Genomic DNA, 26,422 nt, shown 5'->3' with positions numbered 1-26,422 from the left:
GATGGGGTGGGGCGGGCTCACGGGGACTTCGTCCACCGGGTCCCGGAGCTCCGCAATGGCCCGCAGGTCCGGCTTCGACATCTTCCGCGGGTTCAGCGTGTGCTTCGCCGCGTTCAGTTCCACCCGCTCGCCAGGACCGACCCGCCGCGGCAGCTGACCTTCCGCCTCGACGCGGACCTGCCCTTCCGCGACAGCCACGGCGGCGCCGTCCTTCGTGCGCTCCACCGTGAAGACAGTGCCCACCACGGAGACGCGCAGGCCCGCCACTTCCACCATGAATCCCTGGCGCGCCGTGTGCGAGGCCTCGACGGACAGGCGTCCCTTGTTCACGGTGAGGTGCACATCGCGTGACTCCGCGCGGGACAGCTCCACCTCCGAGCCCGCCGACAGCCGAACGCGGCTCTCATCCGGCAGCCGAAGCAACGCACTGGAGCGCGCGGGCGTTCGCACCGCCACGCCTGAACGCAGCCGCATGCCGGGCTTGAGCGCGCGCTCCGTGCCTCCCGCCTCGCGCAGGATGGCACCCGCGACGGCGACCCGTTCTGTCTCCGTGGTGGCGTCGAGCTTCTCCGCTGCATTCGTGGGGACAGACGGCTCGCTGCCGGCCGCGGCGTGAGCGGCGGTCTCCGGAGCCGGGGGCACCGTGGGAACCGCGTCACCTCCGTTCGACGGAACGGAGGCACCCGAGGCAGGAGCAGAGGGGGCATCCCCCCGAGCCACGTGCGCTCCGCCCTCGTCCGTCGCCCGGGGAGCGCGGACCATCCAGAACGCCAGCATCGCCGCGCAGACGCCCGCGAGCGCCACGGCCCACGGCCAGCGGGCCCTGGGCGCGCTGCGCACCATGCGCCGCGCCGCTTCCGCGCGAAGTCCTTCGCCCATGGCGTCCATGCGCGGCGCGGGCATGGTGCCGCGGCCCTCGTGGAGGACGGCGCGGGACTGCCGCACCTGCTCCAGCGCCTGGGCACATTCGGAGCAGGTGGCGACGTGCGCCTCCACCCGTCCGCTCGCATCTGCGTCCAACTCGCCCGCGGCCAGGGCCCACAGGGAGAGGTGCTCATGTCGCGCCATGGAAACCTCCGGGACGGTTGGCGCCGAGCAGTCGCTGCATGGCTTCGTTGAACTCCAGCCGCGCATGGTGGAGGCGGCTGCGGACGGTGTTGGGTGAGCTGCCCACGGCGTCGGCAATCTCGTCCGGGCTCATTCCACACAGCTCGTAGTACACGAAGACGACGCGCTTCTTTGGCTTCAGCCGTTCCAGCGCCAGCTCCACCAGCCGGGCCGCCTGACGCCGCGAGGCCATCCGCTCGGGGTCGTCTCCCTCCGCCGCCGCTTCCGGCAGCTCCCAGACGGAGTCCTCCGGCCGGCGCCGCTTCCAGCGCAGGTGGGACAGGGCCACGTTGGAGCACACGCGATAGAAGAAGGTCCGGAACCGGGACTCACCCCGGTAGCTCTTCACGGCTGTCAGCAGCCGGAGATAGGCCTCCTGGAGCAGGTCCTCCACGTCCACGCGGTTGCCGACCAGGTGCCACAAGGTGCGCGAGGCATCCGCCTGCGTGAGTGCATAGAGCTGTTCGAATGCCGTCAGGTCGCCCTGCTGGATGCGCCGGACCAGTGCCTGGAGCCGCACTTCGTCCTGGGCGGGAACGCCGGACACGTCGCGTCCCTTTCGCTCCTCCGGGAGGTTGGTGACATGCGCGAATGAGCGGGCTCCACGCAGGAACACCAGGGGTTCTCCCTCAAGGGGTGGTCGTGGTCCGGCGCGATGCGAGCCCGGCCCGGTGACCGACTGAAAGGTCCAGGCCACTACATACCTCCATGGCCATGGGTCTCCGGAAAGACGAAAGCCGATCAAATAAATTTTTTGATCATCCGTCTGCGCTACGGAGTCCATCGCTGCTGAAACCGGAAAACACCCCCGGTGGCCGGACCGGTACCCCTGAGTTCTCGGAGTCCCCACTCATGCGGAACACCCCCATACGTAGCCTCATGTGGCTGCCGTTGCTCGCCGTTCTCGCCGTCCTCCCGGGCTGCATCGTCCATGGAGAGGATGACTGGTACGACGACGGCGACGACGACATCTGCTACTGCTCCTCCGACAAGGATTGCAGCGTCGGTGAGAGCTGCCGCAGTGGCGTCTGTCGGACCGTTCCACCTGGCTCGGGCGAGTGTTCCTCTTCCCTGGACTGCCCCGGGTCCCAGATCTGCATCAACAGCGTCTGTTCGCAGTTCTGCTCGCGTGACTCCGACTGCGGTTCGGGCCAGCGGTGCGACGACCACTACTGCGTTGGGAACGGCGGGACGCGCCCGGACGCGGGTTCTGATGGCGGGACGCGCCCGGATTCGGGGACGGACGGGGGGACGCGTCCAGACGCTGGCTCCGACGGTGGGACGCGCCCGGACGCTGGCTCCGACGGTGGGACGCGCCCGGATGCGGGTGTGGACGGGGGTTCTCCTCAGCAGTGCCGGGTGAACATGGATTGTGGTGCGGGGAACTACTGCATCAACAACCAGTGCATCCGCGGCTGCTATGACGATTCCTGGTGCGACGCCACCGACACCTGCGTGAGTGGCCTGTGCCGTCCGCGCCCGGTGGACCCGAACGCCTGCACCACCGCGGCGGACTGCACCGGTGGGAAGGACTGCGTGGATGGCCAGTGCCGCGCGTCCTGCGACTCCACCACCCAGTGCCCGGACGACTACAGCTGCCAGATTGGCTACTGCATGCCCATTCCGGACGGGGGCCAGTGCCGCGCCAACTGCGAGTGCCCCGCCGGCCAGGTCTGCTTCAATGGCCAGTGCAAGCCGCCGCAGCCGGACCCGGGTCAGACGTGCGTGGCCAACTGCGACTGCCCCTCGGGTGACGTCTGCACCAACGGTTACTGCCGGCCGCCGACCCCGCCGCCTCCTCCGCCGGACGCGGGCACGGGCACGGCCTGCCAGGCCAACTGCGACTGCCCGTCGGGCCAGGTCTGCTCCAACGGCCAGTGTAAGGTGCCGCCTCCTCCGCCGCCGCAGGATGCCGGGACGTCCACCCCGGTGTGCCGCGCCAACTGCGAGTGCCCGTCCGGTCAGGCCTGCACGGACGGCGTCTGCAAGCCCGTCAACACGGGCAGCGGCAACAGCTGCCAGGCCAACTGCGAGTGCCCCGCCGGCGAGCGTTGCATCGACAACGTCTGCTGGCTGTAGTCGGGACGGACGCCAGCGTCAGGGAGCCACCATGCGCCAGCAGCGGTGGATCTCCTTGCGCTGGAAGTCTTCGGGGATGGAGCGAGGGGTGATTTCCTCCACCTCCATCCCCCGCGTGGCCTTCGGTTCCAACTGGAACCCCAGGAAGTTGTTGGAGAAGTAGAGGACGCCACCGGGTGCGAGCAGCGCCCGGATGGCGGCCAGCAGGCGCGGGTGGTCGCGCTGCACGTTGAAGCTGCCCGACATCTTCTTCGACGTGGAGAAGGACGGCGGGTCGCACACCACCAGGTCGTACCGCTCTGGCGCGTCGGCCTGGGCCTCCACCCAGGCCTTGGCATCCGCGCGCACCAGCGTGTGCCGTGCGTCGGCCAGGCCGTTGAGGTCCAGGTTGTCCTCGGCCCAGTCCAGGTAGGTGTTGGACAGGTCCACCGTCATCGTGCTCGCGGCGCCTCCAGCGGCGGCGTAGACGGTGAAGGCCCCGGTGTACGCGAAGAGGTTGAGGAAGCGCTTGCCCCGGGCCTCCTCCCGCACGCGCGCGCGGGTGTTGCGGTGGTCCATGAAGAGGCCGGTGTCGAGGTAGTCGCCCAGGTTCACCCAGAACTTCAGGCCCTGCTCTTCCACCACGATGCGCCCGCTGTCCTGGCCCACCCGGCCGTACTGAGAGCGGCCCCAGGGCTGGGGCGTGTGCGTCTTCACGAAGACGCGTTCGGGGGGCACGGCCAGCACCTGGGTCACCGCGGCCAGGACTTCCTCCCGCTGCGTGTCCGCGGCACCGGAGGCGATGGCGCGCCGGCGGGGATATTCCACGACGTGGGCGCAGTCGCCGTAGACGTCGATGGCGTACGGGTACTCGGGGATGTCCCTGTCGTAGACGCGGAAGGCCGTCAGCCCCTGCGTCCGGGCCCACTTCCGGAAGCGCTTGTCCCCCTTGCGCAGGCGGTTGGCGAACATGCCCTCGGGGCCGGTTGCGTCGTGAGAGCCATGCGTACCTTGTGTGTCAGCCATGCCCAAGCGTCCTTCCGTCCAGACCACCGCGGCCCCCCTCATCCCTGAGTCTCCGACGTACGACAAGCTCCGAAAGGCGGCCGCGGGATGTCAGGCCTGCCCGCTGTGGCGCACGGGCACCCAGACTGTCTTTGGCGAGCCCGAGGGCCAGCCGCGCCCCGGCCCCCGGGTGATGCTGGTGGGGGAGCAGCCGGGAGACCAGGAGGACCGGGCCGGCAGGCCCTTCGTGGGCCCCTCCGGACGGCTGCTGGACGAGGCGCTGGAGGTCGCCGGCATCGACCGGGCGCAGGTGTACGTCACCAATACGGTGAAGCACTTCAAGTGGACCGGCCAGGGGCCCCGGCGCATCCACGCGAAGCCGACCATGACGGAGATTCGCGCCTGCCTGCCGTGGCTGGAGGCGGAGATTCGCGTGTTCCGCCCGGACGTCCTCGTCTGCCTGGGGGCCACCGCGGCGCAGGCACTGCTGGGCAAGGAGTTCCGGGTGACGCAGTCGCGTGGGCAGCCGATGGCGTCGGAATGGGCGCGGGTGGTGGTGGCCACGGTGCACCCGTCCTCCATCCTCCGCGCGCCGGACCCTCGGGCGAAGGAGGCTGCTCTGGAGGCCTTCGTGGACGACTTGCGCCAGGTGGCGCGCATCATCCACGGCCTGTCGGAAGGGGAGGGCGCGCACGCGCCCATGTAAGGAAGCACCGCGGCGGGATTGCGGTCCGGACGCGAGGGAAGAAGACTCCGCCGCCATGAGCGTGCGCGTCGAGAAGAACGGCCTCGTCACCACCGTCATCCTGGACCGCCCGGAGGTGCGCAACGCCGTGGATGGCGCCACCGCCCAGGCGCTGGCGGAGGCCTTCCGTGCCTTCGACGCGGACCCGGACGCGCGTGTGGGCGTGCTCCATGGAGAAGGGGGCACCTTCTGCGCCGGGGCGGACCTGAAGGCCGTCTCCGAAGGCCGGTTGCCCCGCCTGGAGTTGGACGGGGATGGACCCATGGGCCCCTCGCGCATGGTGCTGTCCAAGCCCGTCATCGCGTCCATCGGCGGCCATGCCGTGGCGGGCGGCTTGGAGCTGGCGCTGTGGTGCGACTTGCGCGTGGCCGAGGAGGACGCCGTCCTGGGTGTCTTCTGCCGCCGCTGGGGTGTGCCCCTCATCGATGGGGGGACGGTGCGGCTGCCCCGGCTCATCGGCCTGTCTCGGGCCCTGGACCTCATCCTCACGGGCCGGGCCGTGTCCGCCCAGGAGGCACTGGCCATGGGTCTGGTCAACCGCGTGGTGCCCCGGGGGCAGGCGCGCGAGGCCGCCGAGGCCCTGGCGCGCGAGGTGGCCGCCTTCCCGCAGGCGTGCATGAACGCGGACCGGCGCTCCGCCTACACCCAGGCGGGTCTGGGCACCGAGGAAGCACTGCGTCAGGAGTTCGCCCGCGGCGTCAAGGTGCTGGAGTCGGAGTCCATTGCCGGCGCCACGCGTTTTGCCCAGGGGGCAGGGCGTCACGGGAAGTTCGAATAGGCGGGTCCTGCTGCGCGGCAGGGATGGACTGTGTTAGTTCCCCCGGCATGCGCTTCGACACGCTTGCCATTCACGCCGGTCAGGAGCCGGACCCCACCACGGGCGCCATCATGACGCCCGTCTACCTGTCTTCCACCTACGTCCAGGACGGCCCCGGAGAGCACAAGGGCTACGAGTACAGCCGGACGCAGAACCCCACCCGCAAGGCGCTCCAGGACTGTCTGGCCGCGCTCGAGGGCGCGAAGTACGGCGCGGCCTTCGCTTCCGGCCTGGCGGGCACGGACATGCTGATGCACATGCTGGATTCGGGCGACCACGTGGTCGTCTCGGACGATGTGTACGGCGGCACCTTCCGTCTCTTCGACAAGGTGTTCCGGCGGGCCGGGCTGCACTTCTCCTTCGTGGACCTGTCCAAGCCGGAGAGCTTCGAGGCGGCGATTACGCCGAAGACGAAGATGGTGTGGGTGGAGTCCCCCACCAACCCGATGCTCAAGCTCATCGACCTGGCGCGCATCGCCGAGGTCGCCAAGAAGCGGAACATCCTCTCCGTCGCCGACAACACGTTCATGACGCCGTACTTCCAGCGCCCGCTGGACCTCGGCTTCGACGTGGTGGCGCACTCCACCACCAAGTACATCAACGGCCACAGCGACGTGGTGGGCGGCTTCGTCTGCACCAGCCGCGAGGACGTGGCGGAGCGGATGTACTTCCTCCAGAACGCGGTGGGCGGCGTGTCCGGCGCCTTCGACAGCTTCATGGTGCTGCGCGGCGTGAAGACGCTGCACGTGCGCATGGACCGCCACGCCTCCAACGCGATGAAGGTGGCGCAGTTCCTGGCGTCCCACCCGAAGGTGAAGAAGGTCACCTACCCGGGCCTGGAGTCGCACCCGCAGCACGCGCTGGCGAAGCAGCAGATGTCCGGCTTTGGCGGCATGGTGACCTTCGACATCCAGGGAGGCCTGGAGGCGGCCCGCACCTTCCTCAAGACGGTGAAGGTGTTCGCCTGCGCCGAGTCGCTCGGCGGCGTCGAGTCCCTCATCGAGCACCCGGCCATCATGACCCACGCCTCCATCCCCAAGGAGACGCGCGAGCAGCTGGGCATCACCGACGGCTTCATCCGCCTGTCGGTGGGCATCGAGGACGCGCGGGACCTGGTGGATGACCTGTCCCAGGCGCTCGACGCCGCGAAGTAGCCGTCAGGGCCTCGCCCCCTTCGGTCTCCAGGGCCTCCCCGCGCTCGCCTTCCCGGAAGCGCGCGGAGGCCCTTGTCATGCCGTCGTCCGGGCTGGAGGCGGCGTGCTGATTTGCTAGGCTGCCCGCTCTGGCAGTGCCCGCCCCTGGAGACCGACCCCCATGACCCGAGAAGAAGCGCAGATGCTGGCGCAGGCGTTCCTCGCCGCCAACGGCAGCCCCAACAGCGTCGGCATCAACCCGCAGGGCTTCGGCGGCGTCGCCCTGGGCGATGCGCAGCTCTACTTCGAGTGGCACGACAAGGAGCAGGCGCTGGAGTGCAGTGCCCTCATCCACCGGTTCCGGGACACCCCCAAGCCGGGCATCCTGGAGGGCTTCCAGGACGAGCAGAAGAAGGGCACCGACACCGGCGGCGGCACCGTGGACTTCGAGCCGGAGAACAAGTCCCTGTTCCTCAGCCGCACCTACACCACGGCGCCGCAGATCCCCATCTTCAACGACGACATGAAGCGGCTGATGAAGGCCAGCCTCGAGTGGAGCAGCACCGTCCTGAACCGGGTGGCGGACCGCGTCTTCGGACGCTGATCCTTTGCCGCAGTGCGGCAAAGTGAGGGGCACCGCAACTTCCAGGACCCTGGGACGATAATCCCTTCACTTGTAGTCCACTCCTTCTAAATCGCCTGGAGCCCCCATGAACCCCATCGAGCGCGGCCGGAAACTCATCAACACGGTCCGTACCGGTGCCGAGAAGGCCATTGACCGTACGCAGGACGCCGTGGGTAACGCCGTCGACAACGTGAAGGACGCCGCGGCTGCCAGTGGCCGCAAGGTCGGCCAGTTCGTGGACGGCTTCGAGAACGCCGTCTCCGGCACCGCCCGGGGCGTGGGCAACGTCGTCGGCGGCGCCGCGCGGGGCGTGCAGGAGTTCTTCGGCGGTGGCAACCAGCCGGACCGCGTGCACGACGGCAAGCTGCTGGGCGCGGGCGGCGCGACGTTCCCGCCGGGGACCCCGCTGGCGGACATCCCGGGTGTGACGCCGGCCAACAACCCGAACCCGCAGTCGACGGTCCTCTACGTCAACGGCATCCTGACGACGAAGGAGGCCCAGTCGGAGAGCCTGCAGGCCATCGCCAACGCGACGGGCTCGCGCGTCGTCGGCATCCACAACGCCACCGAGGGCATGGGCGCGGACCTGGCCCAGTCCGTGAAGGACAAGCTGGACAAGGGTACCAACCCCGCCGTGGACACCCTGGCGGACGCGCTCTACACCGAAATCAAGGCCGGCCGTGACGTGCACCTGATGGCGCACAGCCAGGGTGGCCTCGTCTCCAGCCGCGCGCTGAACGACGTGTACAACCGGCTGCGCATCGAAGATGGGATGTCCAAGCAGGACGCCAAGGCGCTGATGGGGAAGATCAACGTGGAGACGTTCGGCGGCGCCGCCGCCACGTACCCGGACGGCCCGAACTACGTGCACTACGTGAACCGTGGCGACCCGGTCCCCAGCATGTTCGGTCTGGGCCCCATCCCGGACAAGTGGAACCCCATCGCGGACGGTGGCAAGGGCTCCAAGGTCCACCAGTTCAACGAGTTCCACCTGAACCCGTTCGACGGCCACAGCTTCGAGGCCGTCTACCTCAAGAACCGCGTGCCGTTCGACCAGGCCCGCGAAGGCAACTTCAACAAGTAACCCATGGCTACCGCTCCCCGCAGTGGCCTCGCTGGCCTGCTCAGGTCCTGGATTTCGGGCCTGGGCCCCGCTGCTCCGGCGGATACGCCGCTGACGCGGGAGTCTGCCCAGCGACTGGTCCAGGGCTTCCTCCATGAAGAGGGCACGCCGCCCAGCCCGGGCATCAATCCCCAGGGCTTCGGCGGGCTCTCCGCGGGGGGCGCGTCGCTGTACTTCGAGTGGTTGGAGGACACCCAGGCGCTGAAGTGCAGCGCTTTGGTGTACCGCTTCCGCGAGCCGCCCAAGCCCGGCGTCATCGAGGGCTTCCAGGCGGAGGAGCGGGAGGGCACGGATGCTGGTGGCGGCACCGTGGACTACGAGCGGGAGAACCGGGGCCTCTACCTGGCCCGGACGTACACCCGCATGCCGTCCGAGCGCGCCTTCGCCAAGGAGATGCGCCGGCTGATGAAGGTCAGCATCAAGTGGAACTCCGAAGTGTTGGATCGCGTCGCTTCGCGCGTGTTCCACCCGGAGGAACTGGAATCCAAGGACACGTCGCGTTGAAGTAGCGCCCATGCGCTACTTCGAGGACTTCCAGCCCGGGGACGTGAGCGAACACGGCCCCCACGTGGTGTCGCGCGAGGAAATCATCGCCTTCGCGACGCAGTTCGACCCGCAGCCCTTCCACCTGAGCGACGAAGCCGCCCGCGACAGCATCTTCGGCGGGCTGGTGGCCAGCGGTTGGCACACCGCTTCCCTGTGTCACCGGCTGTTGGTGGACAGCTTCCTGGGGCAGACATCCAGCATGGGCTCGCCCGGCTTGGATGAGCTGCGCTGGCTCAAGCCCGTGCGTCCGGGGGACACGTTGCACGTGCGGGTGGAGGTCGTCTCCGCCACGCCGTCGCGCAGCAAACCGGATCGGGGCGCCATCAAGCTCCGCATGGAGGTGCGCAACCAGAAGGATGAGGTGGTGATGACGGAGCTGGCCAACGTGCTCTTCGGCCGGCGTCCATGAACACGAAGGGCCTCCCGTTTCCGCTGGGGAAACGTGGAGGCCCTCGGTGCTTCCCTGGCGCGAGCGCGCCGGGGACTACGCCGCCGTGCGGTGCAGGTAGTCGATGAGGTCGATCTTGGTGACGATGCCGACCACCTTCTCGCCGTCCTTCACCACCGCCACGTTGTCCTGAGCGAAGACTTCGCGCAGGCGGGCGATGCTGGTGTCGAGCGACAGCGCGCCCTGCAGCGGCGCGATGATGCTGTCGATGCTGTCGGAGAACTTCGCCTTGCCGGCGACCAGCGCGTTGAGCAGGTCGTACTCGTGCACCATGCCCACCGTGCGGCCGTCGTCGCCCACCACCGGCATCTGGCTGATGCCGTGGCCGCGCATCGTCTCGACCACCTGGTCGACCTTGTCACCGCGGCGCGCCGTCTTCACGTCCTTGCGCTTGTCGCCCAGGATGTCGCGGATGGTGCCGGCGCCCTTCTCCTCCAGGAAGCCGTTGTCGCGCATCCACTCGTCCGAGTGGAACTTGCTGATGTAGCTGCTTCCCGAGTCCGGGAGCACGACGACAATCGTCTTGCCCTTGCCCACTTCCTTGGCCAACTGCACCGCGACGTGAATCGCCGCGCCCGAGGAGCCGCCGGCGAAGATGCCTTCCTCACGTGCCAGGCGGCGCGCGGCGATGAAGCACTGGCGGTCATCGACCTGGCGCACGTCGTCCAGGTTGGTGAAGTCCATGGCGCCGCACAGCATGTCCTCGCCGATGCCTTCCACCTTGTAGACGTGCGGCTCGGTCAGCTTGCCCGTCTTGAAGTAGCCCTCGTAGACGGATCCCTCCGGGTCCACGCCGACATTCTTGAGGCCGGGAATCTTCTCCTTCAGGAACTTGCCGGCGCCGCTCATGGTGCCGCCGGTGCCCAGGCCCGCGACGAAGTAGTCGAACTTGCCCTCGGTCTGCTCGTAGATCTCAGGACCGGTGGTGTTGTAGTGCGCCTCGATGTTGTCGGGGTTGTGGTACTGGTTCAGCATGAACGCGCCCGGCGTCTCGCGGTGCAGGCGCTTGGCCGTCTCGTAGTAGCTGCGTGGGTCCTCGGCCGGCACGTTCGTCGGCGTCACCACCACCTGCGCGCCCAGCGCCTTGAGGCGGTTGATCTTCTCCAGGGACATCTTGTCCGGCATGGTGAAGATGCACTTGTAGCCTTTGACGGCCGCGGCCAGCGCCACGCCCATGCCGGTGTTGCCGGACGTGTTCTCGACGATGGTGCCGCCGGGCTTGAGCTTCCCCTCCCGCTCGGCCTTCTCGAGGATGTAGAGCGCCATGCGGTCCTTGATGGACGCGCCCGGGTTCATGAACTCGCACTTGACCAGCACGGTCGCGTCGTTCGGCCCGACAAGCTTGTTGAGCTTGACCAGCGGCGTGTTGCCAATGGCGGTGAGGATGTTCTCGTGGATGTCCATCGCGGCTTCCGTAAGTTAATGAGGGTTCGCGGCGCGTCTTATATGCCGCCGCACTGGCCCGGTCGACAGCGTGTGGCCTCTTGCGACCCCGGAGAGCGTTGAACCCACCCCGGCGGGCAGGGAGTTCCGACGCACCCGGACGAGGGGGGAGGATGGCTGGCCGCCCGTCGGGTTGGCGACAGCCCGGGGGGCGTCCGGCCATCCGCCCGGACAGGCCTTTGACCCGGATGGGCGCGCCTCCGATACTCGCGTGCGACTTGCGTCAACCCCCTCCGGAGAACCCCGTCGATATGGAACTCGAGGCCGCCCTGCGCGACCAGGTGGGACAGGCCATGGGCCGTCCCGTTCCCAACGCCCCCATCACGAAGCTGAAGGGCGAGGCGAGCAGCCGCTCGTACTACCGCGTTGGCGCGCCGCCCGAGAGCTGGGTGGTGATGGTGATGCCGCCCGACTCGACGAAGAAGAGCGACGAGGCCACCAAGGGCGAGCCGCCCAAGGAGCTGCCCTTCATCAACGTGCACCGCTACCTGGAGAAGCTGGGCGTGCGGGTGCCGCGCATCCTCCGCTATGACGAGCCGGCGGGGATGATGGTGATTGAAGATTTGAGTGACATCACCTTCGAGTCCGCGCTGGAGGGCGGCAAGCACCACGAGGCGCTCTACAGCCGCGCCGTGGACCTGCTGGCGCGCCTGCGCGCGGCGGCGGAGAAGGCGGAGGACCCGGACTGCCTGGCCTTCACCCGCGCCTTCGACGAGGACCTCTACGACTGGGAGCTGCACCACTTCCGCGAGTGGGGCCTGGAGGCGTGGAGTGGCAAGACGCCCACGGACGCCGAGCGCGCCGAACTGGACGCCACCTTCCGCGACATCGCCCGGCAGCTGGCCGCCGCGCCTCGTGGCTTCACCCACCGCGACTACCAGAGCCGCAACATCATGGTGAAGGAGGGCGAGCTGGTCGTCATCGACTTCCAGGACGCGCTCCAGGGCCCGCGCCAGTACGACCTGGTGGCACTGCTGCGCGACAGCTACGTGGAGCTGGACCGCGACTTCGTGGACGCGATGCTGGACCGCTACATCGCCACCTTCCAGGAGGTGAGTGGCGAGCGCATCGACGCGGCGTCCTTCAAGGCCTTCTTCGACTTGCTCACCATCCAGCGCAAGCTGAAGGACGCGGGCCGCTTCGAGTTCATCAACCGGGTGAAGGGCAACCCGGGCTTCCTGGTGTCCATCCCCGCGTCGCTGCGCTACGTGCGTGACGGCTTCGCGCGGCGGCCGGAGCTGCGCAAGCTGCAGGACCTGGTGGCGAAGTACGTCCCGGAGCTGGCGGCCTGAGATGAAGGCCATGGTCCTCTGCGCGGGCCTGGGCACGCGCCTGCGCCCGCTCACCGAACGCTGGCCCAAGCCGGCGATGCCATTCTTGGGACAGCCGCTGCTGCGTTACCACCTGGCGGTGCTGAAGGCCGCGGGCGTGACGGCGGTGGGCATCAACACCCACCACCTGCCAGACACCATGGAGGCGGTGGCCCGCGCCGAGTGCGCACGCGCGGGGCTGCCGCTGCACGTGGTGAACGAGCCCGTCATCCAGGGCACCGGCGGCGGCATTCGCGGCCTGCGGGACTTCCTGTCGGACGGCGACTTCATCGTCTTCAACGGCGACATCCTCTACCCGGTGGACCTGCGGCCGGTGGTGGCCGTGCACCAGGCGTCCGGCGCGCTGGCCACCATGGTGCTGCAGCCCATGCCAGCGGGAGAGACCTACGCGGCGGTGGAGCTGGACGCGGAGGGCCGCGTGCGCCGCATCGCCGGCCACGGCCCTGGCGGTGAAGGCTTGTCGCCGTGGCACTTCACCGGCGTGCACGTGATGTCGCCGCGCGTCTTCGACTTCATGTCGCCGCGAGGTGAGGAGGACATCAACCGCGAGGTCTACGTGCGCGCCATGGAGGCCGGGCAGACGGTGCGTGGCGTGCGGGTGGACGGGTACTGGTCCGACCTGGGCACGCCGTCGCGCTACCTCGCCACCGTGCAGGATGTGCTCGCCGGGCACGTGCGGCTGGAGTGGCTGGGCGCGGACTCACCGCTGGCGGGGACCACGCGCGGCGCGAGTGGCACCTGGGCGCACGCGGAGGCCCGCCTGGACGGCACGGCGGAGGGCCCGGTGTACCTGGGGCGGGGCAGCGCGGTGGCCGCCGGAGCCGCCGTGGGGCCGGGCGTGTCGCTGGAGCCGGGCGCGAAGGTGGCTTCGGGGGCGCGGCTCTCGCGAGCCACCGTCTTCGAGGACACCGAGGTGTCCTCCGGGGAGTCGCTCTCCGAGGTGCTCGCCTGGGGCGCGCACCGGATTGCCGCGCCGCTGAAGAGGCGCTGAGCGCCGCCGCTCAGGCGGCGTGGTAGCGGGCCAGCACGCAGGTGACGTTGTCGTTGCCACCTGCGGCGTTGGCCATGTCGATGAGCTGCGAGCAGGCCTTCTCCAGCTCCGGCGTGCGCTGCAGGATTTCCTGCATCTGCGCGTCCGTCACCATGCCGCTCAGGCCGTCCGAGCAGAGCAGGAAGACATCATCCTCCTGCGGCTCCACGCGGGAGACATCCACCTGGACGTTCTCCTTCATGCCCAGCGCGCGGACGATGACGTTCTTGTGGGGGAAGTTCTCAATCTCCTCCGGCGAGAGCTTCTTCGCCTTGAGGTAGTCGTTGAGGAGGGAGTGGTCCTCCGTCACCTGCTTCAGGGCGCCGCCGCGGAAGTAGTACACGCGGCTGTCGCCGACGTGGCCCACGTAGACGGTGCTCTGGGTGAAATGCGCCGTGACGATGGTGGTGCCCATGCCCTTGTACTTGGACTCGGAGCAGGCCTTCTCGAAGATGCGCGCGTTGGCGAGCTTGATGCCGGTGGCGAGCCGGTTCTCGTCATAGTTGCGCGTCTTGTCCATCTTGAAGGGCCAGGTGCAGTCCTGGTCCTTGGACGTGAGCTTGTAGAACTCGCCGAGCTCGTCCACCGCGATGCGGCTGGCGATTTCTCCAGACGAGTGGCCACCCATGCCATCCGCCACGCAGAAGAGAAACTCTTCCGGGAGCATCAGGAAGTTGTCCTCGTTGTGATTCCGCTTCATCCCAACGTGGGTGCTGCCAGCTACCTCGATGCGCATGCGCGAGAACTCTTCTAAAGGGGCGAGAAAACGTGGCGCCGGAGGTTAACAAAGCGCTCGGAAATCGGTCAAAACTCGTGCATCCCGGCCTGACAGGCAGGGGCACTTCGGGCAGGGCCTCAAGGAACCGGCTCGAAGCTCAGCACATCGCCTTCCTGGGTGCCGCTGGCGGCGAGGACACCCGCGGGAAGCTCCAGGACCGAGCGTGACTGGAAATACACGGATGTCGCACGCCAGGGCGGCAGGGCGGGCATCTGCTTGACGATGCGGCCCTGGGCGTCCAGGAACAGCACGTCAATGGGGATGCGCATGAAGAAAGTGTGGATGGAGTTGCAAGGGACGATATGGAGCCCCTCGCCCACCTCCAGCGAGCGGCGCCCCATGAGTCCCTTGAACCGTTGGAGGAACGAGGTGGCCTTGTCGGCCCGGTCCGCCAGCAGCCGTTGCCGCGTCTCGTTGTTCACCTTCCAGCGCATGTAGCGCCTTCTACCCCATGCTCGAGCCCCTGGCGCGTCCTCTCCACCTGGTCCTCGTTTCTCCCCAGATTCCCCCCAACACCGGCAACGTCGCCCGCCTGTGCGCCGTGACGGGCTGCCGGCTCATCCTGGTGGAGCCCCTGGGCTTCTCCATTGACGACCGGCAGCTCAAGCGGGCGGGGCTGGACTACTGGGACAAGGTATTTCTCCGCCTGTATCCAACCTACGCGGCCTATGCGGCGGACTACCCGGACGCCCGGCGGTGGCTCTTCTCCGCTCGGGCTGAAACATCCCTGTATGAGGCCCGGTTCGAGGAGGGGGACCACCTGGTGTTCGGCTCGGAGGTGTCCGGGCTGGCGCCGGAGGTGATGGAGGGGGGCACGGGGACGGCCGTCACCATTCCCATGCTGGAGGACCGCCGGAGCCTGAACCTGTCCACGTCGGTGGGAATCGGGACCTATGAGGCCCTGCGACAGGTCCGTTTCACCGGAGCGGGCAGGCAAGCACCCCCGGCAAGTTGAGGGGCCGTGTAGAGGGACTACACTGCGGCGCCGCATGACCCCGTCGCAGGCCGCCGAAGCGCTCTATTCCGCCCACAAGTCCCGCGCCACCGGGAGGCTCACGCTTTCCTCGGGAGGGCGCGAGTCCCGGCTGTGGCTGCGCGAGGGGAACCTCGTGGGGACGCAGCTGGGCTTCGGGTTCCAGAGCCCGGCGCAGGCCCTGCTCCAGTCCGGGCTGCTGGACGCGGAGGCGCTGGACACGCTGTGGGCGCGGGGCGGGGCAGGGGCTCCGGACGAGGAGACGCTGGAGGCGTTCAACCTGGTGCCGGAGGTGGTGGCGGAGCAGCAGGTGCTCGCGCATGTCCGGCGGTTGAGTGCGCTGGCGGAGCAGGCCGCGTTCGAACCGGGGACGGTGGAGGCGGAGGGGTTTCAGCCCATCGCGGGCGTGCGGGTGGTGCGCGCGGCGCTGGAGGGGCCGATTCATGGCGGCGCGGCGGCGCGGGTGTTCCGGTGCGAGGATGTCGAGGCCTGTGGGCCGTGGCTCGCGGATGCTTCGGAGCGGGCGTTCCTGGAGACGTTGGCGGAGTTCCGTGAGCCGGAGTCGCTGACGCCCGCGCAGGAAGCGCTGCTGCTCGTGCTGGAGCGCGAGGGATGGGTGCAGGCGCTCTCCGTGGAGGACTGGGAGGCGCGCGAGCGGGTTCGACGGGAAGAGGAAGAGGCTCGGCAGAGAGCGGAGGAGGCGCGGCTCGAAGAGGAGCGGCGGCGGGCGGAGGAGGCTCGGCTTGAGGCGGAGCGCCTGGCGGAAGACGCTCGACGCGCTGAGGCGGCTCGGCTCGAAGAAGAGCGCCGTGTGGCGGAAGAAGCCCGCATGGCGGAAGAGGCGCGGCTCGCCGAAGAAGCTCGCCTGGCTGAAGAAGCGCGCTTGGCTGAAGAGGCTCGGCTCGAAGAGGAGCGGCGCGTGGCCGAAGAGGCCCGGCTCGCCGAAGAGGCCCGGCTCGCCGAAGAGGCCCGGCTCGCAGAGGTGGCTCTGCTTGAGGCGGAGCGCCTTGCTGAAGAGGAACGGCGTCTCGCGGAAGAGGCGCGTCTTGCCGAAGAGGCTCGGCTCGAGGCGGAGCGCCGCCTGGCCGAAGAGGCTCGGCTCGCCGAAGAAGCTCGCCTCGAAGAAGAGCGCCGCCTCGCGGAAGAGGCTCGGCTGGCAGAAGAGGCTCGGCTGGCAGAAGAGGCCCGTCTCGCCGAAGAAGCGCGCCTCGAAGAAGAGCGCCGCCTCGCGGAAGAGGCCCGTCTCGCCGAAGAAGCGCGCCTCGAAGAAGAGCGCCGCCTTGCGGAAGAGGCCCGTCTCGCGGAAGAGGCTCGGCTGGCGGAAGAGGCCCGTCTCGCCGAAGAGGCTCGGCTGGCGGAAGAAGCCCGCTTGGCGGAAGAGGCGCGGCTCGAAGAGGAGCGCCGCCTGGCCGAAGAGGCCCGGCTCGCGGAAGAGGCTCGGCTGGCAGAAGAAGCCCGTCTCGCCGAAGAAGCTCGCCTCGAAGAAGAGCGCCGCCTCGCGGAAGAGGCCCGGCTGGCAGAGGAAGCGCGCCTTGAAGAGGAGCGTCGGCTCGCGGAAGAGGCTCGGCTCGCTGCAGAAGTGCGCTTGGCTGAAGAGGCCCGGCTGGCGGAAGAGGCCCGGCTCGCAGAGGTAGCTCGGCTTGAGGCGGAGCGCCTTGCTGAAGAGGAACGGCGTCTCGCGGAGGAGGCTCGGCTCGCGGAAGAGGCTCGGCTGGCTGAAGAGGCTCGGCTGGCTGAAGAGGCTCGACTCGAAGAGGAGCGCCTAGCTGAAGAGGCGCGGCTCGCCGAAGAAGCTCGCCTCGCGGAAGAGGCCCGTCTCGCCGAAGAAGCTCGCCTCGCGGAAGAGGCCCGTCTCGCCGAAGAAGCTCGCCTCGAAGAAGAGCGCCGCCTTGCGGAAGAGGCTCGGCTCGCGGAAGAGGCCCGTCTCGCCGAAGAGGCTCGGCTCGCAGAAGAGGCTCGGCTCGCAGAAGAGGCCCGGCTCGCAGAAGAGGCTCGGCTCGCAGAAGAGGCTCGCGTAGCCGAAGAAGCGCGCTTGGCCGAAGAGGCTCGGCTCGAAGAAGAGCGGCGCTTGGCCGAAGAGGCCCGACTGGCCGAAGAGGCCCGGCTCGCGGAAGAGGCTCGGCTGGCGGAAGAAGCGCGGCTCGAAGAGGAGCGCCGCCTGGCGGAAGAGGCGCGTCTTGAAGAAGAACGCCGCCTTGAACAAGAGCGTCGTCTGGCGGAGGAGGTTCGTCTCGCGGAAGAGGCCCGGCTGGCAGAAGAAGCGCGCCTTGAAGAGGAGCGTCGTCTCGCGGAAGAGGCCCAGCTAGAGGCGGAGCGTCTGGCGGAGGAAGCTCGTCTGGCAGAAGCGGCTCTACTTGAGGCGGCGCGCCTCGCCGAAGAAGCTCGCCTGGCTGAAGAGGCTCGGCTCGCGGAAGAAGCTCGGCTGGCGGAAGAAGCCCGTCTCGCCGAAGAAGCTCGGGCTGAAGAAGAACGCCGCCTTGCAGAAGAGGCTCGGCTCGCGGAAGAGGCCCGTCTCGCCGAAGAAGCTCGACTCGAAGAAGAGCGTCGTCTGGCCGACGAGACGGAGCGGCTCGAAGAAGAGCGTCGTCTGGCGGAAGAGGCTCGGCTCGCAGAAGAGGCTCGGCTCGCGGAAGAGGCCCGCCTTGAAGAAGAGCGTCGTCTGGCTGAAGAGGCCCGCGTAGCGGAAGAAGCGCGCCTCGAAGAAGAGGCCCGTCTCGCCGAAGAAGCTCGCCTCGAAGAAGAGCGCCGCCTCGCGGAAGAGGCCCGTCTCGCCGAAGAAGCTCGTCTCGAAGAGGAGCGCCGCCTCGCGGAAGAGGCCCGTCTCGCCGAAGAAGCGCGCCTCGAAGAAGAGCGCCGCCTTGCGGAAGAGGCGCAGCGTGCGGAGGCCGCTCGGCTCGAGGCAGAACGCCTGGCGGAAGAGGCGGAGCGGCTTGCGGAGGAGGCCCGCCTCGCGGAAGAGGCTCGGCTCGAGGCAGAACGCCTTGCCGAAGAAGCTCGCCTCATCGAGGAGCGCCGTCTCGCGGAGTCCGCCCGCCTTGCGAGAGAAGCCCGCCGCGCGGAGGAGATCTGGGCCGCAGAGGAGGCCCGTCTCGCCGAGGTCGCGCGCGTCGAGGCAGAGGCCCGCCAGGCCGAAGAAGCCCGCCAGGCCGAAGAACTGCGCCTGGAGGTCGAACGCCGCCGTGCCGATGCTGTCCGTCGCGGCAAGGAAGCTCGAGCCGCCGAGCAGGCCCGTCAGGCAGACGAAGGCCGTCCCTCCGAAGAGCCCACGCAGTCCATCTCCATCCCCGAACTCGCGGCCGAGGACGTCGAGGCCCTCACGCTCGATGTGGGCGACATCCTGCTCACCGAGCTTCCCGCTCAGCCCTCCGAGGCGGATTCCTGGGCTGACTCCGTCCAGAACGCCGGTGCATCCGACCTGGACCTGGCCGTTCTGCCCGAAAGCGCGGACGCCCTCCGTGTCGCCCGGCAGAAGGCCCAGGCCGAGCTCCTCCACGACATGGAGGAGGCCCGGCGCCGCTCGAAGTCCCAGCCGCTCGAGCCATGGCTCGCGGACGAGCCGCCCCAGTCCACACCGCCCACGCGGACGCAGGACCGCGTCCCCGTCCAGGACGAGCAGTGGCACGCCGAGGCCATCTCCCTCAGCGCTGCGTCCGACACCGAGTCGGAACTCCCGCTGCTGGAAGTCGAACCCGAGCCCGAACTTTGGGCCGTCGCCGAGCCACTGCCCGCTCCTGCGTCCCGTCCCGCCGCGGGCGAACCTCCGGTCCTCACGCCTGTCGCCGAAGACGACGCGGACATCCTGCTGGAGGCGACCCCCGACGAGGAGGACGATGCCAGCTGGGCCACCCAACCGTCCGCGCCGCCGCCGCGCTCGGCCGCACCCAAGACAGGGGACGAGGACCTCTGGCGCATCGTCGCCTTCGACAAGGACGAGGGCGCCGACACCCTGACAGCGTCGTTCGAAGCCGCGCTCCTCCAGGTCGATACGCACCTGGAGTCGCTCGTCCGCTCGGATGTCAATCAGGCGAACGTCGATTTCGACGAGCCTCCTGTCGAGGCCATTGTCGAGGCGACCATCGAACCGGTAGCACCAGATTCATCGGGGGCCTTCCCCGGTGACAACTCATGGCCAACTGGCCAGACTGACTGGGACGAGCCGTCCGGAGACCTGGACGACTGGGACTTTGACGAGGACGACTTGGCGGCAGATCCCTCCAACCCCGACGAGGCAGCAAAGCTCCGGCGGCAGCGTCTCTTGCGCCGCGCCATGGAGAACATGGGTGTCCTCGGTGGGCGCCCGCCCTCCGCACCGGGCGCCACGCCCGCGTCCACGAGCGAACCCGCCGCCCCGGCTCCCGCGGCCTCCGAGCCCCCCAGGCCCGACGAGGCCCGCCTGGCCCAGCAGCTCGAGCAGCGCTTCGCGGACGTCCAGGCCAAGCGAGACCACTTCTACGTGCTCGGCGTTTCGCAGGATGCCTCGCGCGACCAGGTGAAGACCGCCTTCCTCAACCTGGCCAAGATCTTCCATCCGGACCGCCTGCCGCCGTCGCTGCCTCACATGGCGCCGAAGATCACCGCCGTGTTCGAAGCCATCCGAGAGGCCTACGAGGTCCTCTACGACGACACCCGGCGCAAGACGTACCAGCAGAACCTCCAGGCCCAGCAGACCCTGCCCAAGCCGCCCGCGTCCGCACCGACGGCTCCGGTACTCCGCCCGCAGGGCCGCGCCGACAGCAACGCCGACGACCTCTACAAGATGGGCGAGGTCTTCTTCCGCAAGCGCGACTTCACCACGGCCTCCGACCACTACGACCGCGCCCACGCGCTGGAACCCAAGCCCCTGTATCTGGCGGCTCGGGCCTGGGCCATCTACATGGACCCGGCGCGCAAGGCGGACATGGCCAAGGCCAAGCAGATGATGGCGGACGCGGTGCGCGCCGACCCGAATTGTGATCGGGCGCACTACCAGCTCGGCGTCATCGCCCGGGTCGAAGGCGACATGGACCGCGCGGAGCGTTGCTTCCGCGAGGCCGTGCGCGCCAACCCCAAGCACCTGGAGGCGAACCAGGAGCTGCGGCTCATCGACATGCGCAGGAAGAACCCTCCGAAGAAGGGAGGCTTCTTCCGCTGACGCGGCAGGCCTCACACTGGGTACGGGTGCTTCAGCCCGGCCCGATTTGACTCTCCCCCGCACCTGATTCGAGCCGCCTGTCCAGCAGGAGGCCAGCCAGGTTCTCCACCGGCCCAGCCATTGACACGCCTGGAAAGCGGGCAGGATGCTCCCGCGTCAGGCTCCCTGGGCCGTCTGCAGTGACGAAAGGCATGGAACGTGGCCAAGCAGCACCTGCTCCTGGTCGATGGTGACGCGAAGAGCCTCCGGGTCATGGAGGTCAGCCTGAAGAAGGCTGGCTTCTCCGTGACGACGGCCATTCACGGCAAGGATGCGCTCGAGAAGGTCCAGATCAGCCCTCCGGACCTCGTGCTCGCGGACACGAAGATGCCGGAGATGGACGGCTTCGAGCTGTGCAAGACGCTCAAGTCCGACGAACGCTTCAAGTTCATCCCGTTCGTCTTCCTGACGAGTCAGAAGTCGGTCGAGTTCAAGGTGCGCGGCCTGGAGCTTGGCGGTGACGACTACCTGACCAAGCCGATCTACATCAAAGAGATCGTCACCCGCGTGAAGATGATCCTCCAGAAGGCGGAGAAGGAGAGGATCGAGAAGCGGGAGACGACGAAGGGCGGTTTCGCCGGCAGCCTCGCCGACATGGGCGTGGTGGACCTGGTGCAGACCTTCGAGATTGGCCGCAAGACGGGCCTCATCAACATCCAGGGCGAGCGCACCGGCACCGTCTACTTCAAGGACGGACGCGTCATCGACGCGGAGCTGGGACGGCTCAAGGGCGAGAACGCTTTCTACCGGATGCTGAACACCTTCGAGGGCCAGTTCGAGGTGCAGTTCAGCGCGCTGGACCGTCCGGAGCGCATCGAAATCTCCACGCAGGGCCTGCTGATGGAGGGCATGCGCCGCCTCGACGAGTGGGGCCGCATGCTTGAGCAGCTGCCGCCGCTCGAGACGGTGTTCGAGATTGACTACCACCAGCTCGCCGACCGCCTGTCGGAGATTCCGGACGAGGTGAACGGACTCCTGCGGCTCTTCGACGGCAAGCGTGCGTTGAGCCGCGTGGTGGAGGACTCGGACTTCGAGGACCTGGCCGCGCTGGGCATCATCAGCAAGCTGTACTTCGAGGGCCTCATCCGCGAGCTGGGCAACGCGCCGCTGGAGCCGGTGCAGAGCAGCAAGCCTGGCATCGAGCAGTGGCTCAACACGGCGCCGCCCGCCAGCGCGACCGTGGAGCCCGCGCCTCCCGCGCCGGAGAGCCCGCCGCAGCCGGTTCCCGAAGCCGCCGTTCCCGAAGCGGCCCCCGAGCCCGTGGCCGCCGCGCCGGAGCCTTCTCCGCGGCCCATGCCACAGAGCGTGCTCGCACCTCCCGCGGGCGTGGAGGACGAGCCGGCCGCGCCGCCGACCGCCGCGCCTGCGCAGCCCGCCAACGTGGTCGTCTTCCACGCGCGGCCCAAGCGCTCGGACACGCCTGAGTACACGCCCGAAGTTCCGGTGACCGAGCCGGTCCCGGAGGTCCCCGCGCAGGAGGCTTCGGCGTTCCTGGTCGAGCCGCCACCGGCCCATCGCGCCGTGGAGCACGCGCGTCGCAGCCTGCTGCTGGACTGGAGCCGGGTGGACACCGAGGGCATCAGCGCGCCCACTACGTGGGGGCCGGGCTCTGGCTGGTCGCACACGCCGCGGGCCCATGGCGCCGCCTCCTCCGCCTTCGCCGCGAGCGCGCCCGCCTTCGAGCCCGCGCCCTCGTCGCGTGCGCCCATCTTCGGTGGCGCGGCCGTGGCACCCAATCCGTTCCCACCCGTGCCCCCGCCGACGCCGGCACCGCCGTCATCCGAGGTGACGCTGGTGAGTGGCAGCGGCTACGTGGCGCCGCCCATCCCGCCAGTGCAGGTCGATGCGGAGTTCGTGGCCGAAGAGGTCCCCGCCACGCCCCAACTCGCGCTGCCGCCCTATTCGGGCCACGGCGTGCCCGAACTGTCCGCCGAGCCGCCCACGCCCAGCGCGCCACTGGCCAGCACGGTCGAACCGTTTCTCGCATCCCCGGTGCAGGCTCCGTCTGTCGTGGAGACGCAGCCCGCCGAGCCGGCCGCCACCGCGCCCGCGACGCCGGTCGATGCCGCGCCCGTGACGCCCGGGGAGGCCGCCCCGGATGCATCCGCGAAGCCCACGGACGCCGGAGTCGCCACGCCCGTGAAGTCAGCGGACGCCGCCCCGGTTGCGCCCGCGACGCCCGCTTCTTCCGTGCAGTCGGCCGAAAGGAAGCCGGCGGCCACTCACACCAGTGACGCAGCCGTGGCCAATGCGGGTCGTTCCAATCGCACCGGGCTCATCATCGGCGCGGCGGTGGTCCTCATCGGCGCGGTCGCGGCCGTTGTCGTGGGGACGGGGAGCGGTCCGTCGGAGACGCCTCCGTCGAAGCCTCCCGTGGTGGAGACGCAGGCGCCCGTGAACGACGACGCCAGGCAGACGCCACCTCCGGAGAAGGCGCCACCGCTCGAGGCGGCCACGGCCAAGGCCCCTGAGACTCAGCCGGAGCCGCCCGCCGCTACACCGGATGCGGGCACGGCCATTGCCGAGGCGCCGAAGCCGCCCGAGGCGACACCCACCGAGACCACCCCTCCGTCGGCGCCCGCCGTGGATCCGGAGGTCGAGTTCGCCACGCTGGTGAAGCAGGCGAGGGCGGCCGTCGTCAGTCAGCGGTTCCGGTCGGCGGCGGGAAGCTATCGCAAGGCGCTGGCGCTCAAGCCGACGGCCACGGAGGCGAAGGCGGGCCTGGGCATCGCGCTGGTGAACGGCTTCACCACGGACGGGGCCTACCGCGAGGCGGCCAAGCTGTTGCAGGAGGTCGTCAAGGAAGAAGACTCCAACGCCCGTGCCTGGCTGTCGCTGGGCATGGCGCTACAGTTCACCGGCAAGAATTCCCAGGCGGCCGACGCCTACAAGCAGTACTTGTTGCTGGAACCGACGGGGTCTTCCGCCGAAGAGGTCCGCACGTTGCTCAGGGGGCTGGGCAACTGAGCGGGGGCGGCCCCACTTCCTTCATTGGCCCCCTGAGAAGTGAGCCGCCTTGCTCGTCCTAGGACTGGAAACCTCGTGTGATGAGACTGCTGCCGCCGTCGTGGAGGACGGCCGCCGCGCGTTGTCGGATGTCGTCTCCACGCAGGTGGACATCCACCGGCGGTGGGGTGGGGTGGTGCCGGAGCTGGCCAGCCGCAACCACATCGTCCAGGTGCTGCCCGTCGTCCACGAGGCGCTGACGCGGGCGAACAAGACGCTCGACGACGTGGACCTCATCGCCGTCACGTCCGGCCCCGGCCTCATTGGCGCGCTGCTGGTGGGCGTGCAGGTGGCCAAGGGCCTGAGCCTGGCGACGGGCAAGCCCTTCGTGGGCGCCAACCACCTGGAGGGCCACCTGCTGGCCATCCGGCTGTTGGAAGTCGCACCCGAGCCGCCGTTCCTCGGGCTCGTTGTCTCTGGCGGGCACACCAGCCTCTACGAGGTGCAGGCCTACGGGCAGTATCGGCTGGTGGGCAGCACGCGCGACGACGCAGCCGGCGAGGCGTATGACAAGACCGCTCGCATCCTCGGCCTGCCGTATCCGGGCGGGCAGCCCATCGACCAGCTGGCGCAGCAGGGGAACCCGGAGGCCATCCGCTTCCCGCGCGCGCTGCCGGGCGACAACTTCGACGTGTCCTTCTCCGGGTTGAAGACGGCGGTGCTGCACCACGTGCAGAAGCACGGCGTGCCGCAGGGGCAGGCGCTGGCGGATTTGTGCGCGTCCTTCCAGGAGGCCGTGGCGGACGTGCTGTCGAAGAAGCTGGTGGCCGCCGCGCGCCGGTTGGGCCACAAGCAGTTGGTGCTGTGCGGCGGCGTCGCCGCGAACTCGCGGCTGCGGGCACTGTGTCAGGCGCGGGCCGAGGAGCGGGGGTTGAACATGTTCCTCCCCCCGGTGCGGCTGTGCACGGACAATGGCGCCATGATTGCGGTGGCGGGGTATGAGGCGTACCGCCGCGGCCTGCGCGGAGATTTCCGCCTCGCCGCCGACCCGGCCTGGCGCATGTAGAGGGGAGCAGACGGGTGGAATCGCCAAGAGACATCCTCAAGCGGCATGGCCTGCGCGCCAAGTACAGCTGGGGACAGAACTTCCTCGGAGACGAGGACGCGCTGGAGGCCATCGCCGACGCGCTGAACCTGCGCGCCGATGAACCGGTGGTGGAGCTGGGCCCGGGCCTGGGCCACCTCACGCGCTTCCTGGCCGCCACCGGGGCCCGCGTTACCGCCGTGGAGCGGGACCGGGACATGGTGATGGTGCTGGAGAAGGAGGCCATCCCCGGCGTGCGCGTGGTGTCCGGTAACGCGGCCACGGTGGACTTCGCCCAGGTGGCTGGCGCGCCCGACGTCGCGGTGGCCGGAAACCTCCCGTACCACCTCACCAGCCCCATTCTCTTCCGAGTGCTGGAGCAGCGGGCCCATGTCTCGCGCGCGGTCTTCACGCTCCAGAAGGAAGTGGTGGAGCGGCTCGCCGCGGAGCCCGGCAACCGTGACTACGGTCTGCTGACGGTGCTGCTGGGCATGCATTACGACGCGGACAACGTCCTCACCCTGGAGGCCTGGCGCTTCCATCCGCCCCCGAAGGTGGACTCCGCGGTGCTGCGGCTCACCCGCCGCAAGTCGCCGCGCGCGCCCATCATCGACGAGGCCCGCTTCACCCGCGTGGTGAAGGCGTCCTTCGCGCACCGGCGCAAGACGCTCATCAACTCCATCAAGTCGGACCCGACGCTCGGGACGACGGAGACGCTCATCGCCGCCCTGGAGGCCGCGGGTGTGGATCCGCAGCGCCGCGCGGAGACGCTGGCTCCCGAGGAGTTCGCCGCCATTGAGCGCGCGCTCGGCCCCGTGACGCCGGCTTCGTCCACGCCCGCGGAGTAGAGCGCCGCTAGCGTCCGCGCATGCCCAGCGCCTGGAGCAGGCCACCCTGCTGCTCCAGGTAGGCGAAGAACTCGGCTTCGGGGATGCGCATCCGGGCGAGCACGCCGCGGAGGATGTCCTCCACGGTACCGTCCTGTCGGCGCTTCAGTTCCATGGCCGTCTTGAGCAGCACCACGCCGTAGAGCGGATCCGGCTCCACGGGAGGTGTGGGGGCTCGCTGGGTGGGCGTGCTCTGGCGGGCCTCTTCCAGCCGCACCACTGTTTTCGCCCTGTGTCTGCCGCTCATGTCCGGAGACCACCCCGCGCACACGCCAAGAATTCGCGCGGACCGTAGGGGATGCGTCTCGGAGCGTCAAGGGATGCGGGCCGCCGTGGAAAATTGCCGGATTCCAGCGGCCGTGTTGTGCTATCCGCCCGCGTGCGTGGCCGCGCCTTCGCGCGATGTCTCGCGCGCGCGGTCTCAAAGCGCATTCCGCGGGCGGGAGGCCTCGGGCGGATGGACTACCGGTATATCGTGGTGGAAGGGCCCATTGGCGTGGGCAAGACGAGCCTCTCCAACATCCTCGCGGAGCGTCTGGCGGGGCGGCGCATCCTCGAAGTCGTGGAGGAGAACCCCTTCCTTTCCAGCTTCTACACGGACCGGCAGAAGTTCGCGTTCCAGACGCAGATCTTCTTCCTCCTGTCGCGCTTCCGGCAGCAGCAGGAGCTGTTCCAGCAGGACCTCTTCAGCTCGATGACGGTCAGCGACTACCTGTTCGCCAAGGACCGCATCTTCGCGCACCTCAACCTGGACGCGCATGAGCTGGCCCTCTACGAGCGCGTCTTCGAGGCGCTCGGGCCCCGCGTGGCCAAGCCGGACCTGGTCATCTACCTCCAGGCCCGACTGGACGTGCTCCTGCACCGCATCAAGAAGCGCGGCCGGGAGTTCGAGCGCAAGTTCGACCCCACGTACCTGGAGGGGCTCGTCCACTCCTACAACAATTTCTTCTTCCACTACACGGACACCCCGCTTCTCGTCGTGGATACCTCGGACATCGACTTCGTGAATGTCGAGGCAGACAGGGAAGACCTGCTCGCCACCATCCGGAAGGCGAAGCCGGGCACGCAGCATTACGTTCCGAAGGCTTCCCGCCGGGGCTGAAAGTCAGGCTCCTGGTGGGACGTCCGCCTTCAATGCCCCCACGGCAGGCGCGGTGGCGTTAGAGTGCGGTG

23 protein-coding genes are annotated in these 26,422 nt (G+C 69.0%); 16 read left to right on the top strand and 7 right to left on the bottom strand.

What is annotated here, in order from left to right; genetic code table 11:
- Both F8M74_RS31005 and F8M74_RS31000 read right to left on the bottom strand, forming a co-directional pair.
- Positions 1-1,068: FecR domain-containing protein (locus tag F8M74_RS31005; protein ID WP_228560571.1), on the bottom strand; the 1,068-nt coding region annotated here is incomplete at its 3' end.
- A complete protein-coding gene (locus F8M74_RS31000; RefSeq protein ID WP_141258090.1) occupies positions 1,055-1,723 on the bottom strand; it encodes an RNA polymerase sigma factor in 669 nt (222 codons plus the stop codon). The genes F8M74_RS31005 and F8M74_RS31000, both read right to left, overlap by 14 nt.
- 236 nt (positions 1,724-1,959) lie before the next feature.
- On the opposite strand from F8M74_RS31000, the gene F8M74_RS30995 reads away from it, so the two are divergent.
- Positions 1,960-3,186: a Dickkopf N-terminal cysteine-rich domain-containing protein gene (locus F8M74_RS30995; protein WP_141258091.1), complete on the top strand. Its 1,227-nt coding sequence runs from the start codon at positions 1,960-1,962 to the stop codon at positions 3,184-3,186.
- A gap of 18 nt (positions 3,187-3,204) precedes the next feature.
- Here F8M74_RS30995 and F8M74_RS30990 read toward each other — a convergent pair whose 3' ends face one another.
- Positions 3,205-4,191 (bottom strand): class I SAM-dependent methyltransferase, encoded by a 987-nt coding sequence (locus tag F8M74_RS30990; RefSeq protein WP_171410382.1) that lies wholly within the window; start codon positions 4,189-4,191, stop codon positions 3,205-3,207.
- Here F8M74_RS30990 and F8M74_RS30985 point away from each other — a divergent pair.
- The 7 genes from F8M74_RS30985 to F8M74_RS30955 all read left to right on the top strand — a co-directional run bounded on the left by F8M74_RS30985 (position 4,190) and on the right by F8M74_RS30955 (position 9,568).
- Positions 4,190-4,876 (top strand): UdgX family uracil-DNA binding protein, encoded by a 687-nt coding sequence (locus F8M74_RS30985; protein WP_141258093.1) that lies wholly within the window; start codon positions 4,190-4,192, stop codon positions 4,874-4,876. The genes F8M74_RS30990 and F8M74_RS30985 overlap by 2 nt on opposite strands.
- Before the next feature lie 55 nt (positions 4,877-4,931).
- Complete coding sequence (locus F8M74_RS30980; protein WP_141258094.1) at positions 4,932-5,693, top strand: crotonase/enoyl-CoA hydratase family protein; 762 nt, start codon at positions 4,932-4,934, stop codon at positions 5,691-5,693.
- A 47-nt stretch (positions 5,694-5,740) separates the two neighbouring features.
- Positions 5,741-6,886, top strand: a complete 1,146-nt coding sequence (locus tag F8M74_RS30975) for a cystathionine gamma-synthase (protein WP_141258095.1) — start codon at positions 5,741-5,743, stop codon at positions 6,884-6,886.
- Between the two features lie 160 nt (positions 6,887-7,046).
- Positions 7,047-7,469: a hypothetical protein gene (locus F8M74_RS30970; protein WP_011552120.1), complete on the top strand. Its 423-nt coding sequence runs from the start codon at positions 7,047-7,049 to the stop codon at positions 7,467-7,469.
- Positions 7,470-7,575: 106 nt separating this feature from the next.
- Positions 7,576-8,574, top strand: a complete 999-nt coding sequence (locus F8M74_RS30965) for a hypothetical protein (RefSeq protein WP_141258096.1) — start codon at positions 7,576-7,578, stop codon at positions 8,572-8,574.
- A 3-nt stretch (positions 8,575-8,577) separates the two neighbouring features.
- Positions 8,578-9,117 (top strand): hypothetical protein, encoded by a 540-nt coding sequence (locus tag F8M74_RS30960; protein ID WP_011552123.1) that lies wholly within the window; start codon positions 8,578-8,580, stop codon positions 9,115-9,117.
- Between the two features lie 10 nt (positions 9,118-9,127).
- The gene (locus F8M74_RS30955) at positions 9,128-9,568 is read left to right on the top strand and encodes a MaoC family dehydratase (RefSeq protein ID WP_011552124.1); all 441 of its coding nucleotides are present in this window, start codon (positions 9,128-9,130) and stop codon (positions 9,566-9,568) included.
- Between the two features lie 75 nt (positions 9,569-9,643).
- Here the strand turns inward: F8M74_RS30955 and F8M74_RS30950 are convergent, their stop codons facing one another.
- Entirely contained in the window at positions 9,644-11,011 is a 1,368-nt protein-coding gene (locus tag F8M74_RS30950; protein WP_140789192.1) for a pyridoxal-phosphate dependent enzyme, read from the bottom strand.
- Positions 11,012-11,301: 290 nt separating this feature from the next.
- Between F8M74_RS30950 and F8M74_RS30945 the strand changes: the two genes are divergently transcribed.
- On the top strand, positions 11,302-12,342 hold the full coding sequence (locus F8M74_RS30945) for an aminoglycoside phosphotransferase family protein (RefSeq protein WP_141258097.1): 1,041 nt from the start codon (positions 11,302-11,304) through the stop codon (positions 12,340-12,342).
- A 1-nt stretch (position 12,343) separates the two neighbouring features.
- Positions 12,344-13,372, top strand: coding sequence for a nucleotidyltransferase family protein (locus tag F8M74_RS30940; RefSeq protein ID WP_141258098.1), 1,029 nt, complete (start codon positions 12,344-12,346; stop codon positions 13,370-13,372).
- A gap of 10 nt (positions 13,373-13,382) precedes the next feature.
- On the opposite strand, the gene F8M74_RS30935 is transcribed toward F8M74_RS30940, so the two are convergent.
- Both F8M74_RS30935 and F8M74_RS30930 read right to left on the bottom strand, forming a co-directional pair.
- Complete coding sequence (locus tag F8M74_RS30935) at positions 13,383-14,147, bottom strand: Stp1/IreP family PP2C-type Ser/Thr phosphatase (protein ID WP_141258099.1); 765 nt, start codon at positions 14,145-14,147, stop codon at positions 13,383-13,385.
- A 119-nt stretch (positions 14,148-14,266) separates the two neighbouring features.
- Positions 14,267-14,623: a DUF192 domain-containing protein gene (locus tag F8M74_RS30930; protein WP_140789200.1), complete on the bottom strand. Its 357-nt coding sequence runs from the start codon at positions 14,621-14,623 to the stop codon at positions 14,267-14,269.
- A gap of 17 nt (positions 14,624-14,640) precedes the next feature.
- On the opposite strand from F8M74_RS30930, the gene F8M74_RS30925 reads away from it, so the two are divergent.
- The 5 genes from F8M74_RS30925 to rsmA all read left to right on the top strand — a co-directional run bounded on the left by F8M74_RS30925 (position 14,641) and on the right by rsmA (position 25,210).
- On the top strand, positions 14,641-15,144 hold the full coding sequence (locus F8M74_RS30925; protein WP_011552130.1) for a tRNA (cytidine(34)-2'-O)-methyltransferase: 504 nt from the start codon (positions 14,641-14,643) through the stop codon (positions 15,142-15,144).
- A gap of 34 nt (positions 15,145-15,178) precedes the next feature.
- Positions 15,179-20,293 carry a DnaJ domain-containing protein gene (locus F8M74_RS38205; protein WP_228560569.1) on the top strand — a complete coding sequence of 1,705 codons (5,115 nt, stop codon included), beginning with the start codon at positions 15,179-15,181 and terminating at the stop codon, positions 20,291-20,293.
- Between the two features lie 198 nt (positions 20,294-20,491).
- The gene (locus tag F8M74_RS30900; RefSeq protein WP_141258591.1) at positions 20,492-23,299 is read left to right on the top strand and encodes a DUF4388 domain-containing protein; all 2,808 of its coding nucleotides are present in this window, start codon (positions 20,492-20,494) and stop codon (positions 23,297-23,299) included.
- Positions 23,300-23,348: 49 nt separating this feature from the next.
- A complete protein-coding gene (gene tsaD / locus F8M74_RS30895; RefSeq protein ID WP_011552135.1) occupies positions 23,349-24,344 on the top strand; it encodes a tRNA (adenosine(37)-N6)-threonylcarbamoyltransferase complex transferase subunit TsaD in 996 nt (331 codons plus the stop codon).
- 14 nt (positions 24,345-24,358) lie between these two features.
- Positions 24,359-25,210, top strand: coding sequence for a 16S rRNA (adenine(1518)-N(6)/adenine(1519)-N(6))-dimethyltransferase RsmA (rsmA, locus tag F8M74_RS30890; RefSeq protein ID WP_141258592.1), 852 nt, complete (start codon positions 24,359-24,361; stop codon positions 25,208-25,210).
- 7 nt (positions 25,211-25,217) lie between these two features.
- Here rsmA and F8M74_RS30885 read toward each other — a convergent pair whose 3' ends face one another.
- The gene (locus F8M74_RS30885) at positions 25,218-25,496 is read right to left on the bottom strand and encodes a hypothetical protein (protein WP_043710562.1); all 279 of its coding nucleotides are present in this window, start codon (positions 25,494-25,496) and stop codon (positions 25,218-25,220) included.
- 210 nt (positions 25,497-25,706) lie between these two features.
- On the opposite strand from F8M74_RS30885, the gene F8M74_RS30880 reads away from it, so the two are divergent.
- The gene (locus F8M74_RS30880) at positions 25,707-26,351 is read left to right on the top strand and encodes a deoxynucleoside kinase (RefSeq protein WP_011552138.1); all 645 of its coding nucleotides are present in this window, start codon (positions 25,707-25,709) and stop codon (positions 26,349-26,351) included.
- Positions 26,352-26,422 lie beyond the last annotated feature (71 nt).

Source organism: Myxococcus sp. CA023, from assembly GCF_010998615.1.
GTDB lineage: Bacteria > Myxococcota > Myxococcia > Myxococcales > Myxococcaceae > Myxococcus.
Note: the sequence above shows the minus strand (reverse complement) of the source record. Positions and strands in the feature narration are given on the sequence as shown.

What these genes read in the sequence shown, in the direction of transcription:
- F8M74_RS30945 (WP_141258097.1), top strand. Translation starts at nt 11,302, where the DNA reads ATGGAACTCGAGGCCGCCCTGCGCGACCAGGTGGGACAGGCCATGGGC.
- F8M74_RS30925 (WP_011552130.1), top strand. Translation starts at nt 14,641, where the DNA reads ATGCTCGAGCCCCTGGCGCGTCCTCTCCACCTGGTCCTCGTTTCTCCC.
- F8M74_RS30995 (WP_141258091.1), top strand. Translation starts at nt 1,960, where the DNA reads ATGCGGAACACCCCCATACGTAGCCTCATGTGGCTGCCGTTGCTCGCC.
- F8M74_RS30950 (WP_140789192.1), bottom strand. Translation starts at nt 11,011, where the DNA reads ATGGACATCCACGAGAACATCCTCACCGCCATTGGCAACACGCCGCTG.
- F8M74_RS30885 (WP_043710562.1), bottom strand. Translation starts at nt 25,496, where the DNA reads ATGAGCGGCAGACACAGGGCGAAAACAGTGGTGCGGCTGGAAGAGGCC.
- F8M74_RS30985 (WP_141258093.1), top strand. Translation starts at nt 4,190, where the DNA reads ATGCCCAAGCGTCCTTCCGTCCAGACCACCGCGGCCCCCCTCATCCCT.
- F8M74_RS30975 (WP_141258095.1), top strand. Translation starts at nt 5,741, where the DNA reads ATGCGCTTCGACACGCTTGCCATTCACGCCGGTCAGGAGCCGGACCCC.
- F8M74_RS30980 (WP_141258094.1), top strand. Translation starts at nt 4,932, where the DNA reads ATGAGCGTGCGCGTCGAGAAGAACGGCCTCGTCACCACCGTCATCCTG.
- F8M74_RS30940 (WP_141258098.1), top strand. Translation starts at nt 12,344, where the DNA reads ATGAAGGCCATGGTCCTCTGCGCGGGCCTGGGCACGCGCCTGCGCCCG.
- F8M74_RS30990 (WP_171410382.1), bottom strand. Translation starts at nt 4,191, where the DNA reads ATGGCTGACACACAAGGTACGCATGGCTCTCACGACGCAACCGGCCCC.
- F8M74_RS30880 (WP_011552138.1), top strand. Translation starts at nt 25,707, where the DNA reads ATGGACTACCGGTATATCGTGGTGGAAGGGCCCATTGGCGTGGGCAAG.
- F8M74_RS30935 (WP_141258099.1), bottom strand. Translation starts at nt 14,147, where the DNA reads ATGCGCATCGAGGTAGCTGGCAGCACCCACGTTGGGATGAAGCGGAAT.
- F8M74_RS30970 (WP_011552120.1), top strand. Translation starts at nt 7,047, where the DNA reads ATGACCCGAGAAGAAGCGCAGATGCTGGCGCAGGCGTTCCTCGCCGCC.
- F8M74_RS30955 (WP_011552124.1), top strand. Translation starts at nt 9,128, where the DNA reads ATGCGCTACTTCGAGGACTTCCAGCCCGGGGACGTGAGCGAACACGGC.
- F8M74_RS38205 (WP_228560569.1), top strand. Translation starts at nt 15,179, where the DNA reads ATGACCCCGTCGCAGGCCGCCGAAGCGCTCTATTCCGCCCACAAGTCC.
- F8M74_RS30965 (WP_141258096.1), top strand. Translation starts at nt 7,576, where the DNA reads ATGAACCCCATCGAGCGCGGCCGGAAACTCATCAACACGGTCCGTACC.
- F8M74_RS30930 (WP_140789200.1), bottom strand. Translation starts at nt 14,623, where the DNA reads ATGCGCTGGAAGGTGAACAACGAGACGCGGCAACGGCTGCTGGCGGAC.
- F8M74_RS30960 (WP_011552123.1), top strand. Translation starts at nt 8,578, where the DNA reads ATGGCTACCGCTCCCCGCAGTGGCCTCGCTGGCCTGCTCAGGTCCTGG.